The sequence below is a fragment of the Arthrobacter sp. 05N428_2 genome (assembly GCF_056397065.1).
Genome location: NZ_JBFTMR010000001.1, coordinates 96599 through 109731, shown reverse-complemented (window position 1 = coordinate 109731; position 13133 = coordinate 96599). Strand labels below are relative to the sequence as shown.

Here is a 13133-nt window from a genome sequence, read left to right as displayed (position 1 = left end):
CGCGCTCCGATATTGCAGCTCATCTTTCAACATTACGCCCGGAAGGGCACGGCATCACCGTGCCCGGGCAGATTTCTGCGGCGCTCCTCCGGCGCGGTCCGGGCGTCTTCGGGCGGGGCCGCCGGCACCACGGTGGCCGCGGCGCCGTCGACCGTGATGGACTGCCCGGTGACGATCAGGGTGGTGGCGTCCGGGACGCCCACTACCGCGGGAATCCCGTATTCCCGCGCGACGACGGCGCCGTGCGAGTTGGAGCCGCCCATTTCCATCACCAGTCCGCCGGCTGTCAGGAACAGCGGGGTCCAGCCCGGGTCGGTGGAGGGTGCCACCAGGATTTCGCCGGGTTCCAGCCGCGCGCCTTGGGGGTCGAGGATGACGCGGGCCGGGCCGGTGGCGGTGCCGGCCGAGGCGGGGCTGCCGGTCAGCACCCCCGCGGTTCCCGTGTCCGCCCCGGCGGGACGAGGGCGGACGGCCTCCGGCTCGGTTCCGTCCGAGAGCAGCACCCGCGGGATGTGCCGGCGGCCCAGTTCGCGGTCATAGGCTTCGCGGCGCTGCGCCACGAGGGTGTGCAGCGGCGTCCCGGCGAGGCCGCCGCGGGCCTCGACCAGGTCAAGGAAGAAGATGTCGTCCGCGGCGGCGATCCGGCCGGCCGCGGCCAGTTCCGTCCCGATGAGCTGGAGCTGGCCGCGCACCGCAGCCAGGGCCTCCACGATATGGTACTTCGGCAGTTCCCGGAGGCCGGCTAACAACCGGGTGCGCTTAAGTGCCGCCCGGACCAGCACCGCCCGCAACCAGCTCCGCTCCCCGGCCATTGCGGTCAGCCGCCGTACCTGGGTCTCGGCGTCCTGGACCGCCTTGCTGAATAGGAGATCCGGCGCCTGGCCGGGGTCATCCAGCCGCAGGTAGTTGGCCAGGACGCCCAGGATGTGGGCCGGGTCATCGGCCCAGCGGGGCATCCCGAGGTCGACTTCCGCCACTGCCCGGTGCCCGTAGCGGTCGAGGAAGCCGTCGAGCCCGGACTGCACGACGGCGGGCAGTGCCCTGGCCCGGTAGCGGCGGACCAAGTCCGGCACGCCCCCACCGCCCAATGCGGTGGGGTCGGACACAGCGTGATCGAACACAGCAGCGTCGAACACGGCAGCGGCGTCGGCGTCAGCCCGGATGGCGGCGGCGAGCTGCCAGAGCGCCAGATCCATCTCCGTGGTGACGTTGTTCGGCAGCCCCCGCAGGACCGGCTGCAGGCTCCCCGGGCCGGCAGCGGGGCCCAGCAGCCGGCCGGCGGCCGCCAGCATGCCAAAACCCAGGGCCGCCAGCGGCAGGACGGCGGGTACCACCGGGAACAGCTCCTGGCCCAGGATGCGCTCCACGTGATCCAGCCGCTGCACAGCGGTGGCCCCGGGCGGCACCGCGAGCGCGGCCCGGAACCGGTCGCCGAATTGTTCCACCCGGCGCAGCGCGGCCTCGGGCCGCAGCAGGGCGCGCAGGAGCGCCTGCGGGACCTTGGTATGCGCCGCAACAGGGACGAGGTGCCGCAGCAGCCGCCACGGGGACCTGCTCGTGACGGAAAACCTGGGGTCCTCGAACAGCAGGCGCAGCACCGCCGCGGAGCGGGCCTCCATCACGTCGAACACCCGCGGCACGATAGCCCGGCCGACGGCGCTGCGCAGCACCGGGGTCAGGTCGAAGAAGATCCGCTGCCCGGGCTGGACGTACGGTGTCGGACCGTCGTGCGGCGCTGGAACGTCGAACCGGGCCGCACGGGCCACGGACGAGGCGATCAGCCGGAAACCTGCCAGCCCCATCGGGGTCAGCGGCCGGGTCAGGCCCTGGGCGAGGCTGAAGCAGAGGTAGACGCGGGTCCCGTCGGCAATCCGCTGCCGCGCCGGCACCGGCACCGGCACCGGGAAGAGCGTGGTGATGGGCCGGGACTGCGTCAGCCACCGCACGCCGCCGTCGTCGATGGCCCACTCGAGGTCCTGGGGCACGCCGAAGTGCACCTCCGCGCGGCGGCCGAGCAGTTCCAGCGCCAGAAGCTGGGCGTCGTTGAGGCAGGGCTCCGAGCGGGCCCCGGGCGTGGCAGTGCGGACGGTGCCGCCGCCGGGCACCGGCCGGACCGCCACACCTTTGCTTCCGATCCGGCGCTCGATGACCCGTCGGGTGGCGCCGTCGACGACGAAGTGGTCCGGGTTGACCGACCCGGAGACCACCACCTCTCCGAGCCCGGGGCTCGCGTCGATCACCGCCTCGTGCCGCCTCCCGGTGACCGGGTTCGCAGTAAACAGGACCCCGGCGACGGTTGCGTCCACCATCCGTTGGACCACCACGGCGAGCGACACGGCTGCCGGGTTGATCCCGTGGGTGGCCCGGTAGCTCACGGCGCGGTCCGTCCAGAGCGAGGCCCAGCACTGCCGGACGGCGGCCAGCACGGCGTCGACACCCACCACATTGAGGAAGCTGTCCTGCTGGCCGGCGAAGCTGGCGAAGGGCAGGTCCTCGGCAGTTGCGGAGGACCGCACCGCCACCGGGACGTCCGCGCCCAGCGCCGCATAGGCGTCGCGGATGGCCGCAGCCACGTCCGCCGGAACGTCGGCGGCCAGCACCTGCCGGCGGGCGCTGTCGGCCAGGGCGGCGAGCCCAGGAAGGTCGTCCGGCGCGGTCCCGGCCACGCCGGCATGCACGGCGTCGAGCCCGGCGGCGGAGGTGGCCCGCCGGTAAGCCAGCGTGGTCAGGCAGAATCCGGCAGGGACCGGCAGCCGGGCCCGGATCAGTTCTCCGAGGTTGGCGGCCTTGCCGCCGACCTCGGAAAGCAGCTCCGCGCCCGCCAGCTCGAGGGCAAGGACCAGCTCCGGCCGGGGCTGTTGCCGCGGTTCAGCTGGCTGCGGTTGCTGTGCCACCCGCCGGTCCTCCGTTCCACCAGGACATGGTCGGTCCCGGCCCCGCGCTACGAGTCGCCGAGCATGGGTCCGAAACTGGGCCGGTCGGCCAGTCTCGGGTCGTCGCGGTCCGGGATCGCCATGACGGGACCCTTGGCATGGTGCAGGACGCCGTCGGAGGTGGATCCCAGCAGCATCTCGGCAAAACCGCCCCGGCCGCGGGTGCCCACCACGACGAGTTCCACATGTCCGCTCGCCTCGACGAGGATGTCGACCGGGGAGCCGTCCACGAGCTGGGTCTCCACCTGGAGCCGGGGGTAGTGACTCTTCAGCCACGCCACTCCGGCGTCGAGCTGGACCTGGATATCGGCGAAGAGCGCCTCGCGGTCCATCGGCGCGGGAACCCAGGCGAGCGAACCGCTGTATTGCGGCACAGCGCAGACCAGACGCAACGGCGCCGAGAGGCGTTCGGCCTGGGCCGCTGCTTCAAGCACCGCGACCCGGGCCTGTTCGGAACCGTCCACACCCACGACCACGACGTTTTCTATTGGCTGGTGCCCGGATTTCACCCGTTCCGCCCGGACGTGCTTGTCATCGGTGGCCACGCCCAGCCGGTCGCCGCAGATGAGCGGCACGGTCACGGTGGGACATTTGGCGTGTGCGGGCAGGGCGCTGCTGACCGACCCGAGGAGCCGACCCACAAAACCGCCGCGGCCGCGGGTACCGAAGACCAGCAGTTCGGCGGTTCCGGTCATCTCCAGCAGGACGCCGGAGGCGTCGCCGTTCTCCACCGAGGCATCCACCTCGATGTTGTAGCCGGCCACCTTGTCGAGTGCCTGCTGCAGGATGGCTTCGGCGCCCTCGCGGATCACCGAGTCGTCCACCGTCGCGTATCCGCCGTCCAGCCCGGACGCGGCGAACACCGGTACCGAGTAGGCGGTCACGATGTGCAGCGGGCTGTGCCGGCGTTCCGCCTCCCGGGCGGCCCACACCAAGGCGCAGTGGCTGTGGTCCGACCCGTCCACGCCCACCACGATCCCCCGATGGGCGGAGTGCTCCCCGGCGGCGTCTCCCGCCGGGTCCGGATGCACCTGTTCTCGGGCCATGGGGTCCGCCTCCTCGCGTAACGTGGCTCTGTTGCGGCTATTCTGCCAGAACTCCCCGGGTCCGGGGGCGCCGGCCCGGCGGGGAAGATTTACCTAGTGTTTACACGTTTGCCACCGCGGCCCGGAAAGCTTCGAAAAGACGGAATCCGGGCGCGGGGAACTCTCGAAGAACCGCGGAGAGCCGCGAAAACTCAACGGCGGGCAGACCCTGTTCATACCCAGCTTTCTTGGGTATCCTCTGAGGCATTGCTGAACCGAGACTCGTCTTTCACATCGCAGGCTCCCCGCGGAGCGCGTCCGGACGGATCGATGGCGAGGCGCACCGGGTATTGGCCCGGAACCGGCATCATCAGAGGAAGGACCCCGCAGTGTCGAGCATGCCCGTGTACGGCGGAATCGAACGGACCAGCACCCTGGTCATCGGTACGGGGCTGTCCGGGCTGGCGGTGGCCAGCGAGCTGCAGCGCAGGGGTGTCAGTGCCATCGTGGTGGACGGGCTGGACCTGCTCGGCGCCGGCAACCCGGCCAACACGTCCTCGCTGCAGCGCTGCGACGCGGCGGATGCGGCGTCCCTGCGGGAGCGCAATGAGATCCTGCGGCACCTGCGCAACTACGCCAGCAGCCATAAACTCGACGTCCGCAATAACGTCCGTGCCCTGCAGTTGGACCATCTGGACACCGATGGCGTGGGTGCCGGCGGTCCGGACTTCCACGGAACCGGGCACCCGGCGCAACAGTGGGCCGTCAGCACGCCCAACGGCATCCTGTATGCCGACCACCTGGTCCTCACGCGCTGCGCCCACAGCCAGCTGCGCCGCATGCTGGCCGAGTTGGGCGTCGCCGCGGGCCAGAACCTGATGGCCGCCATGCACGCCTTGGGCATGTACCTCGTGGGCGTCGGCGAGCTCATCACCCCCACCCCGAAGGAAGTCCTGCGCCAGGCGAAGCTGGTGGGCCAGGCGATATCCGCGAAGGTCCACCCCGACGGCGTGCCCTCGCTGTTGTCCGGCGGCTTGGCCCTGCCGGCCTAGGAGCCTAAGCCCGGCGGGGCCGCCCGGCCGGCGTCTGGCCCGCCCTCGTCGGAACCGCCCCCGCGCTCGACCGAACCGTCGTCGTCACCGGAACCGTCCCCGATACCGTCGTTGAGACGCCGCTTCGCCGTCAAGCCCAGGGCCACCAGGATGCCCACGGCCACGGCGACGAAGAGCACGATGCTCCACGGGAACGGCTGGGAAGCGTCAGGTGCGGGTGAAGACGCAATAGTGGTGCCCGGTTCGGCGGTGCCGAGCGTCGGGACCGTACCGGGCGCTGTTCCCGCCGCGGCGGAGCCTCCGCCGGCCGCCGTGGCGGTAAAGCTGAAGGTGCCCTCGATCGGGTGGCCGTCGGCGCTGACCACCCGCCACTGCACCGTGAAGAGTCCGGCCGGCGCCCCCGTCCGCAGCTTCTGCGAGACGACGTTGTCCACGATCTGCACCCCGCCGTCGGCCCAGTCGGTGCCGGCGGCATCGCTGACCTTGAGCTGGGTGCCGAGCGTTAGCGGATGGTTGCTGAGTGTGAGAGTCACAGCGTCCGGCGGGGTGGGCACCGTCGCGCCGGCGGCGGGACTGGTCGACTCCACCGCGTCGTGGGCGGACGCCGGGCCGGCTCCCAGGAGCGCGACAGCCAGCAGGACTGACAGCACGGTGATCAGGCCCAGCAGGGAGCCCGGAAGTTGTCTGACGATACGCATTGCTGGCCTGCTCCTAGTGTTGGCTTCCTTACAGACTAGGCGAATTTGGCGGGTGGGCGCCGTCACGCCCAATAGGATTTACCTAACACCCCATTTCCCTCCCGGAGGACCAATGCTTAAGCAGGGCTCTGCACTCGACCGGTATTTTAAGATCTCCGAGCGAGGATCGAACTTCTCCCGCGAGATCCGTGGCGGGTTCGCCACGTTCTTCGCGATGAGCTACATCGTGGTGCTGAACCCGCTGATCCTGGGCGGCCCCGACTCCTCCGGCGCCACGCTCGGCTTCCCGGCGGTCGCGGCTGCCACGGCATTCGTCGCCGGCATCCTCACCATCCTGATGGGAGCCTGGGCCAAGCACCCCTTCGCACTGGCGACCGGCTTGGGCGTCAACGCCTTCGCCGCCGTCACCGTGGCCACCAACCCGGGCCTGACCTGGCCGGACATGATGGGCCTGATCATGCTCTCCGGCGTCACCATGCTGATTCTGGTGCTGACCGGGTTCCGCACCGCGGTGTTCAGGGCCGTCCCGGACGGGCTGAAAACAGCAATCGTCGTCGGCATCGGCCTGTTCATTGCGCTGATCGGACTGGTCAACGCCGGCTTCGTGCGGCGCATCCCCGATGTCGCCGGTACCACAGTCCCGGTCGGCCTTGGCTTCGACGGCAAGCTCCTGGGCTGGCCCACCCTGGTGTTCGTCTTCGGCCTGGTCCTGACCATCGCGCTGGTGGTCCGCAAGGTCAAGGGCGCCATCCTGATCGGCATCATCACCTCGACCGTCCTGTCCGTGATCCTGGAATTCACCTTGCACATCGGCCCCAGCGTCCAGCCGGGCAAGCCGTTCAACCCGCAGGGCTGGTCACTGGTGGCACCCAAGTTCACCGACTGGGCCGCCCCGGACCTGTCCCTGATCGGCAAGGCCAACCCCTTCGGCGCCTTTGAGCACCTCGGCGTGGTGGCCGCAGCGCTGCTGGCCTTCGTGATTCTGCTGAGCATCTTCTTTGACGCCATGGGCACCATGGTGGGCCTCGCCACCGAAGCCGGCACCATCGACAAGGACGGCAACATCCCCAACGTGGACCGCGTGCTCCAGATCGACGCCATTGGCGCGATCGCGGGCGGCGGCGCGTCCGTCTCCTCCAACCAGATCTTCGTCGAATCCGGCGCCGGCATCGGCGAGGGCGCCCGGACGGGCCTCGCCTCGATCGTCACCGGCCTGCTGCTGCTGGTCGCGATGTTCTTCACCCCGCTGATCAACCTGGTCCCGTTCGAAGCCGTTGCGCCCGCGCTCGTCGTTGTGGGCTTCATGATGGTGTCCCAGGTCGGCAAGATCGACTGGCAGGACTGGGGCATCGCGATCCCGGCGTTCCTGACCTTCACCCTGATGCCGTTCACGTACTCGATCGCCAACGGCCTCGGCGCCGGATTCATCTCCTTTGCGCTGATCCGGATCTTCCAGGGCCGTGCCCGCGAGGTGCACCCGCTGATGTGGGCCGTGGCGGCCGCGTTCCTGCTGTTCTTCGGCATCGGCCCGATCGAGGCCGTCCTCGGGGTGAAGTAGTCCCGGGCCTCCGCCCGCGCGTCCCGCCGAGGTGGCAGCTCGCGGCAGTGTTTTCCGAGAACATTGCCGCGACCTGCCATCTCGGCGCTGTTTAACGGCAGCATCCGGGATTCTGGACACCCCGACGGCGGTGCTGCTGGTTTTACGGTCCGGGCTGCGGTGAGCTAGGGACATGCCAAAGCCCGCCCACACCGCCGACGTCCCGCCGCAGTCCTGGACCGGACGGTTCGACGGCGACGGCGCCGAACACCGCCGCTGGTGGCAGGCCGCAACGCCGTATGCGCCGCAGCCGGTCCCCCGTCAGCTCCCCCCGGCCCCAGGCGGTGCCCGGCCCGCCGTCATCCTCGGCTTCGGCAGCGACGCCGGGGTCCGCCGCAACAAGGGCCGGACGGGGGCGGCGGCCGGCCCTGCCGCCATCCGTGCCGCACTTGGACCGCTCGCGTTCCACCTGGACCGGGAGGTCCACGACGCCGGCGATGTCACCGTGGCCGGCGACGCGCTCGAGGCCGGGCAGGCACGTGCCGGGCTGGCCATCACCGGGTTGCTCGACGCCGGAGCCCTGCCGGTGGTTCTCGGCGGCGGCCACGAGACCGCCTACGCCAGCTACCTTGGGCTGGCCGGTTCCGCCGCGGTCCGTGACGGCCTGCGCGTCGGCGTGCTGAACCTGGACGCCCACTTCGACCTCCGCGACGAACCGGTGCCCAGCTCCGGCACCCCGTTCCTGCAAATGGCCCGGGCCGAAGCGGCCGCGGGCCGGGAACTGCAGTACGCCGTCGTCGGGATCTCCGAGCCCAACAACACCGGCGCACTGTTCGGGACCGCGGCGGAGCTGGGCGTGAACTACCTGCTGGACGAGGATTGTTCGGCAGAGGCGGCGCAGGCCTTCGTGGCGGCGTTCCTGGCCCGGGTGGACGCGCTGTATCTGACGATCGACCTGGACGTGCTGCCGGCGTCGGTGGCGCCGGGCGTGAGCGCCCCGGCCGCCTACGGCGTCCCGCTGCCGGTGATCAGCGCCGTCTGCCGTCAGGTGGCCGCGAGCGGAAAGCTGTTGCAGCTGGATGTCGCGGAGCTGAATCCGGAGTTCGACGTCGACGGCCGCACCGCGAGGGTGGCTGCACGGCTGATCAATACGCTGCTGCGGTAGTCGGCGCCGGGGCTCCCGCCACCGGAGCTCCCGCCGCGGCCTGGGCCAGCACGCTGGTCACGAAGCGCAGGATCTCCTCGCCCGCCAGGATCCCGGTGGCCGCCGTGACGGTCAGGTTTGACCGGCTGTACGCGTCGCTGTCGAGTTCCCCGTGTGCCGGCCGGATCGCGATGTCCGCCAGCTCGAGAATCCCCGCATCCAAGCGGGAGTCGCCCGCTGCCACCAGGAGACCTGCCCCGCACCGCTGCCGGATCTCCGCCGCTGCCGCTTCCTTGGTGATCGGGGACGGCACACAGTAGAGCTTTCGCCCCTGCAGGGACGTCGTCCAGCCGCGGGCGGCGCACCAGGCGTCGAGTTCCGCCAGGTACCCGTCCGGGAGCGCCTGCCGGTCAACGATCGAGTAGGCGAAGACGTCTTCGGCGGTCCGGACCCGCAGAATCGCAGGCACCGCCGCGGGCCCCGCGAGGTGCCCCAGCACGTCGTCCAGCGGCGCGCAGGCCGAGCCCAGGGACCGCTGAATGTGGCGGGACCAGTCGCGGTCCGGCTCGCCGTCGTGCAGGAGCACGGCACCGTTCGTCGTCACGGCGTACCCTCGGCCGAAGCCGGGCAGCCGCACCCGGGAGAACTGGGCCCGGGTACGGGTGGTGACCGGCACGAACACGCTCCGCTGCACGATCCCCTCCAGCAGTTCCTCGGCGGCCCGGGTCATGAAGGACAGCGGGGCGGCGTCGTAGACCTCGGCGACCACCAGGCGGGGGGCCAGATGGTCGCTGCCGCTGAGCGCCATGGAGTTGGCCGAGTAGATCAAGGTCCGGTCCAGGTCGCTGGCCACCATCACCGGGGCTGTGCGCGAGTGGGTGTTCATACGTCCACCACGGCCTTGCCGTCGGCGCCGGTGGCTCCCGGGGTGTACAGCGGATGGATCAGGCCGACGCAGCTGTACGCCAGCCCCGGAACCTCCAGCACCTCGACGCCGCGCTGCTCGGCCAGGTGCAGCACGTGGGCGATGTCACCGAGCGCGTCCGGACGCACCAGCACCTTCCACGGCACCCGCCGCAAGAGCACCCGGGTGGTCTCCCCGACGCCGGGTTTGACCAGGTTCACGTTGTTGATGCCGAAGCGCCTGCTGATGTCTTCGACGGCGGACCAGCCCGCCCAGTCCGCCTCGGGCAGCTCCTCAACCCGGGTTGGTGTGGAGACCGCCGCCGTCAAGACCTCGTCCCGAACGGCGGGGAACTGCGCGGTGACGGTGTCCAGGAAGTGGTTTGAGACGTCGCTGCCGGCAAGTTCCGCGTAGAATTTGGCGCCATGGAAATCGCCGGGGCGGATCAGCTCCTTGTTGTAGACGGTGCGGGAGACGAGCCCGGAGACGGTCGAGTTGAGGCAGGCCGACGGAACCAGGTAGTCCTCCCTCGTCCCGAAGATCCGCACGCAGTGTCCCGGATCCGCGAGGACCGCGAGGTCCGGCCGGAAGTCCGGCCCGTCGGTCTGGCGGAAGAGCTCGACGGCGGCGGCGAGTTCGCGGGCGATGGCCCCCTTCCCGGTCCAGCCGTCGACGAACATGACGTCTTCCGGCCGGTGCCGGGCGGCAAGGTAGCCGAGGGCGGTCTGGTCGATGCCGAGCCCGCGGACAATGCTGATGGCATAGTGCGGCAGCTCCAGGCCGTGGACTTCCCAGGCCCACCGCTTCATCAGGATTCCCACCGGGGTTCCGGCCCGTGCCAGGGACACCAGCACGGGCGTGTTTCCCCGCAGCTTCAGGACCTGCTCGGTGAGGGTTCCGGCGGCGTGCGCGATCCGGCCGGCGGAGCTCTCCAGCGCCGCCTGGAAGAGGGCGCGGTACTCGGGGGAGGGCTCGAATTCCTGCGGCAACGACTCGGCGTAGCTGGCCTTGCCGGACTGGATGGCGGCTTCGCGTTGGGCCTTCGGTGCCTCCAGTTGCGCGAAGCTCAGATCCTTCAGCAGCCACTGCACGTCCGCCGGCGGATAGGACCCGAAAGCGGGGCCGCGCAGCGGCGTCGGGAAGGGGGCCTGGCCCGGCAGCAGGACCAGCCGGACGTCCGCCGTGCTGTCCGCGACGGCGTCGGCGATCTTGCCCGGGGCCAGGAGTCCGGCGGACGGAGTGCCGGGCTCGGCTATGATCAGCACCGTCTCGAAGCGCTCCTCGGGGTGCATGAAGTTGTAGGCGAACCGAGGCCCGGGGCCGTCCGGGGACTCGTCGCCGCCGCCGAACGCGATGGCGGAGCGGACGGCGTAACCCGGTTCATCCAACGCGGCGATCGGGGACCGGGTACTGGTGGAATAGCGGATTTCAAGGTCGGGGCGCAGCTCCTGGAGCCGCGCGGAGACCGCCAGCGGAAGCGCCATGAATTCCTCGGTCGCCAGGACCAGGACCCGGGTTCCCGCCACGGCGGTGCCGAGGGACGGCGCGAGGGCCGCCGCGATCGCCGCCGCCTGCTCCGGATCCGGACGCCCGGCAACGCCGAATCGGGCGCTCCGGATGGGCGGGACGACGCCGTTCAGGTCCACCAGCCGGATCCGGCCCCGGAGTTGCCCCGCCGGACGCGGCACCGGGAGGCCGCCGATCAGCTCCGCCGCATCCGCGGCGAGCGTGGCCGGCAGCTGGATGCTTCCGTGCGCCAGGGCCACCGCGCTGATCCTGGTACCGAGTTCGGTGGCCAGTTCGTCGAGACGGTCCCGGTCCGCCGGGGAGCGAAGGTCAACCAGGGAGGCGACGATATACCGGCGGTGCGGTGCGGTGCCGTGCAGGTCCCGGATGGTGTTGATGATCGTGGCACCGGTGCTCAGCTCGTCATCGACCAGGACCACGGTCTCGGCCAGGTCCAGGGCGGCCCGGCTGGTCGGCAGCAGGCGGTGCGAGGTGGCATGGGAGTGCAGCTCCTCGAAGGCGCCGTAGGGCACCACGGAGCCGCTGCCGTGCCGTGTGGAGTGGATGTAATAAGTGCCCAGTTGCCCGGCCACCAACTGGCCCAGCCCCGTGGCGGTCTCCGCATAGCCGATGGTCGCGACGCCGGGAAGCTCTGTCTGCTGCCGGGTGAGCAGCTCGCCCAGGGCGGCGACGGCGGTCATCCGGGCCTGGCGTTTTTCCTGGTCCTGGTTCGTTTCACCGGTCGGGTGGGCTTCACCTTCGAGCAGCCGCCCCAGCCTCTCCGCTGCCTCGTCGATATCGGCGGTCAACGATGCAGCGGTCACGGATCGGGCGGCCGCGCCACCTTCGGACCCGGCGGCATCCTGCAGTTCCCGGCGGACCAGGAGTCCCAGCAGCCGGCCAGCCGCCGTCGCGATCCCGGGTTCGGTGGGGACGTGCTTGGCGAGGACCCTGGAGACCAGCAGGTGGGCCCGTTTGGGATTGCGCCGCAGCGCGAGTCCCACGAGGGCTTTTACCGGCAGCACGCTGCGCCCGGGGTCCGGGACGACGTCCACGCCGAGGGCGTCGCGCACGTACCCGCCGCTCCAGCGGGCGACCGTGTGGAGAGCGTTCACCGCATGCTCGCTTCCAGTAGTTCAACAAAGTTCACGCCGGGCCTGGCCACGCCGAAGGCCCGTGCGCGCAGCAGGGTGCGCTCGGCCCACGCCCGGTGCGGCTTCGCCTCGTTCATCTTGTTCCCGTAGGCCGAGGCCTTGGCGCCGCCCCCGGCGCTGCCGGCGATGTCCAGCGCATCGAGGTATTCCTCGTGGCTCACCACGCACATGGAGTGCACCACGGGCACGTGGCTGGGATGGATGACCGTCTTGCCTAGCAGGCCATTGGCCAGATCCAGCTCGATCTCCCGGATCAGGCCGTCCAGGTTGTCCATCAGGATGCGCTGGCGGAGCTGGCCCCCGTTGGCGGCTTCGAACGGCGTGGACCGCAACTGCGGGCGCAGCACCCGCTCGGTGTTGACGAAGTGTTCCCAGACAGGGCCGGAGATGACCCAGCCGTCATTCGGGCGGCCGAAGATGTTCACGACGTCGCCGATGATGTTTGCGACGACCTTGACGTTGTAGATGGTCAAGTCGCGGGAACGCCGCAGGCCGAAGGCACTGGACATGTCCGTGGCGCCGATCCGGACGCACAGCACCAGCTCGCGGAACTCTTCGACGAGGGCTAGATTGTCCGTCAGCACCCGGACCCGCGACTCCAGATGGGTTGTCGAAAGGTCCTCGATGATTGGCATGGCCTTGAGCGCAGGTTCCGTCGATGCCGCGCCGCGGCCGGTCTCGTCATTCAACAGCCGCAGTGCCGCCAGGAATTCGCGGCCACGCCCGGTTTCGTTCTCGAACTTGGGCAGGACGAAGCCGTAGACGACGCCGAGCGCGGCACCGGCCCGGCGTCCGACATCCAGCAGTTGAGCGGGGGTGCGGCACCGGATGAAGATCAGCGGGAGATCATCCGGATGGTCCAGGGACAGCTCGGCCAGCGCAGCGAGCAGGTTCTCCTCCGCGGCGGCCACTTCCTCGTCGGGAACGGCGTCTTCAAGGCAGATGACGGTGCTCAAGCACCCGGCCCCCGTTTGTTTCCGGATTCCTGCTGCCAGCCCGCGTCGTGTGGCGGGCGAGTACAGCGTGGCCCCCAACGCCACGGCCAACAGACCGGCGTCCGAGGTGCGGTGAAGCGGTTCGGGACGCAGGTGAAATAGTCGGTCCTTGACAGGTTCGGCCAAGGCTTCGAAGTGCTGCATTGTCCCCCAAAATTGATAGCTGCAGGTGTTCGTTGCGCCGG

Annotated in this window: 9 protein-coding genes; 3 read left to right on the top strand and 6 right to left on the bottom strand. The window is 70.3% G+C overall.

All coding sequences use genetic code 11. The features are described 5' to 3' along the window. Positions 1 to 32 precede the first annotated feature (32 nt). Complete coding sequence (locus tag AC1DGI_RS00510; protein ID WP_476897358.1) at positions 33 to 2894, bottom strand: PEP/pyruvate-binding domain-containing protein; 2862 nt, start codon at positions 2892 to 2894, stop codon at positions 33 to 35. Between the two features lie 47 nt (positions 2895 to 2941). Beyond that, a complete protein-coding gene (locus AC1DGI_RS00505) occupies positions 2942 to 3979 on the bottom strand; it encodes a universal stress protein (protein WP_476897357.1) in 1038 nt (345 codons plus the stop codon). Positions 3980 to 4356: 377 nt separating this feature from the next. Here AC1DGI_RS00505 and AC1DGI_RS00500 point away from each other — a divergent pair, with 377 nt between their 5' ends. Further along, positions 4357 to 5010: an FAD-binding protein gene (locus AC1DGI_RS00500; protein WP_476897518.1), complete on the top strand. Its 654-nt coding sequence runs from the start codon at positions 4357 to 4359 to the stop codon at positions 5008 to 5010. Here AC1DGI_RS00500 and AC1DGI_RS00495 read toward each other — a convergent pair. Continuing rightward, positions 5007 to 5708, bottom strand: coding sequence for a copper resistance CopC family protein (locus AC1DGI_RS00495; RefSeq protein WP_476897356.1), 702 nt, complete (start codon positions 5706 to 5708; stop codon positions 5007 to 5009). The two genes, AC1DGI_RS00500 and AC1DGI_RS00495, sit on opposite strands and share 4 nt — an antisense overlap. 112 nt (positions 5709 to 5820) lie before the next feature. On the opposite strand from AC1DGI_RS00495, the gene AC1DGI_RS00490 reads away from it, so the two are divergent. Further along, the gene (locus AC1DGI_RS00490) at positions 5821 to 7266 is read left to right on the top strand and encodes an NCS2 family permease (RefSeq protein WP_441401936.1); all 1446 of its coding nucleotides are present in this window, start codon (positions 5821 to 5823) and stop codon (positions 7264 to 7266) included. A 172-nt stretch (positions 7267 to 7438) separates the two neighbouring features. Further along, entirely contained in the window at positions 7439 to 8410 is a 972-nt protein-coding gene (gene hutG, locus AC1DGI_RS00485; RefSeq protein WP_476897355.1) for a formimidoylglutamase, read from the top strand. On the opposite strand, the gene AC1DGI_RS00480 is transcribed toward hutG, so the two are convergent. The 3 genes from AC1DGI_RS00480 to AC1DGI_RS00470 are packed head-to-tail and all read right to left on the bottom strand — an operon-like array spanning position 8391 to position 13092. Continuing rightward, positions 8391 to 9275, bottom strand: a complete 885-nt coding sequence (locus tag AC1DGI_RS00480; RefSeq protein ID WP_476897354.1) for an HAD family hydrolase — start codon at positions 9273 to 9275, stop codon at positions 8391 to 8393. The two genes, hutG and AC1DGI_RS00480, sit on opposite strands and share 20 nt — an antisense overlap. Continuing rightward, complete coding sequence (locus tag AC1DGI_RS00475) at positions 9272 to 11914, bottom strand: phosphoribosyltransferase domain-containing protein (protein ID WP_476897353.1); 2643 nt, start codon at positions 11912 to 11914, stop codon at positions 9272 to 9274. The genes AC1DGI_RS00480 and AC1DGI_RS00475 overlap by 4 nt, the downstream gene beginning before the upstream one ends. Next, the gene (locus tag AC1DGI_RS00470; protein WP_441402209.1) at positions 11911 to 13092 is read right to left on the bottom strand and encodes an HpcH/HpaI aldolase/citrate lyase family protein; all 1182 of its coding nucleotides are present in this window, start codon (positions 13090 to 13092) and stop codon (positions 11911 to 11913) included. Before AC1DGI_RS00470 ends, AC1DGI_RS00475 begins: the two co-directional genes overlap by 4 nt. Positions 13093 to 13133: the final 41 nt, after the last annotated feature.

Coding starts and splice junctions, on each gene's coding strand:
- AC1DGI_RS00505 (WP_476897357.1), bottom strand. CDS start 3,979: ATGGCCCGAGAACAGGTGCATCCGGACCCGGCGGGAGACGCCGCCGGG.
- AC1DGI_RS00500 (WP_476897518.1), top strand. CDS start 4,357: ATGCCCGTGTACGGCGGAATCGAACGGACCAGCACCCTGGTCATCGGT.
- AC1DGI_RS00495 (WP_476897356.1), bottom strand. CDS start 5,708: ATGCGTATCGTCAGACAACTTCCGGGCTCCCTGCTGGGCCTGATCACC.
- AC1DGI_RS00490 (WP_441401936.1), top strand. CDS start 5,821: ATGCTTAAGCAGGGCTCTGCACTCGACCGGTATTTTAAGATCTCCGAG.
- hutG (WP_476897355.1), top strand. CDS start 7,439: ATGCCAAAGCCCGCCCACACCGCCGACGTCCCGCCGCAGTCCTGGACC.
- AC1DGI_RS00480 (WP_476897354.1), bottom strand. CDS start 9,275: ATGAACACCCACTCGCGCACAGCCCCGGTGATGGTGGCCAGCGACCTG.
- AC1DGI_RS00470 (WP_441402209.1), bottom strand. CDS start 13,092: ATGCAGCACTTCGAAGCCTTGGCCGAACCTGTCAAGGACCGACTATTT.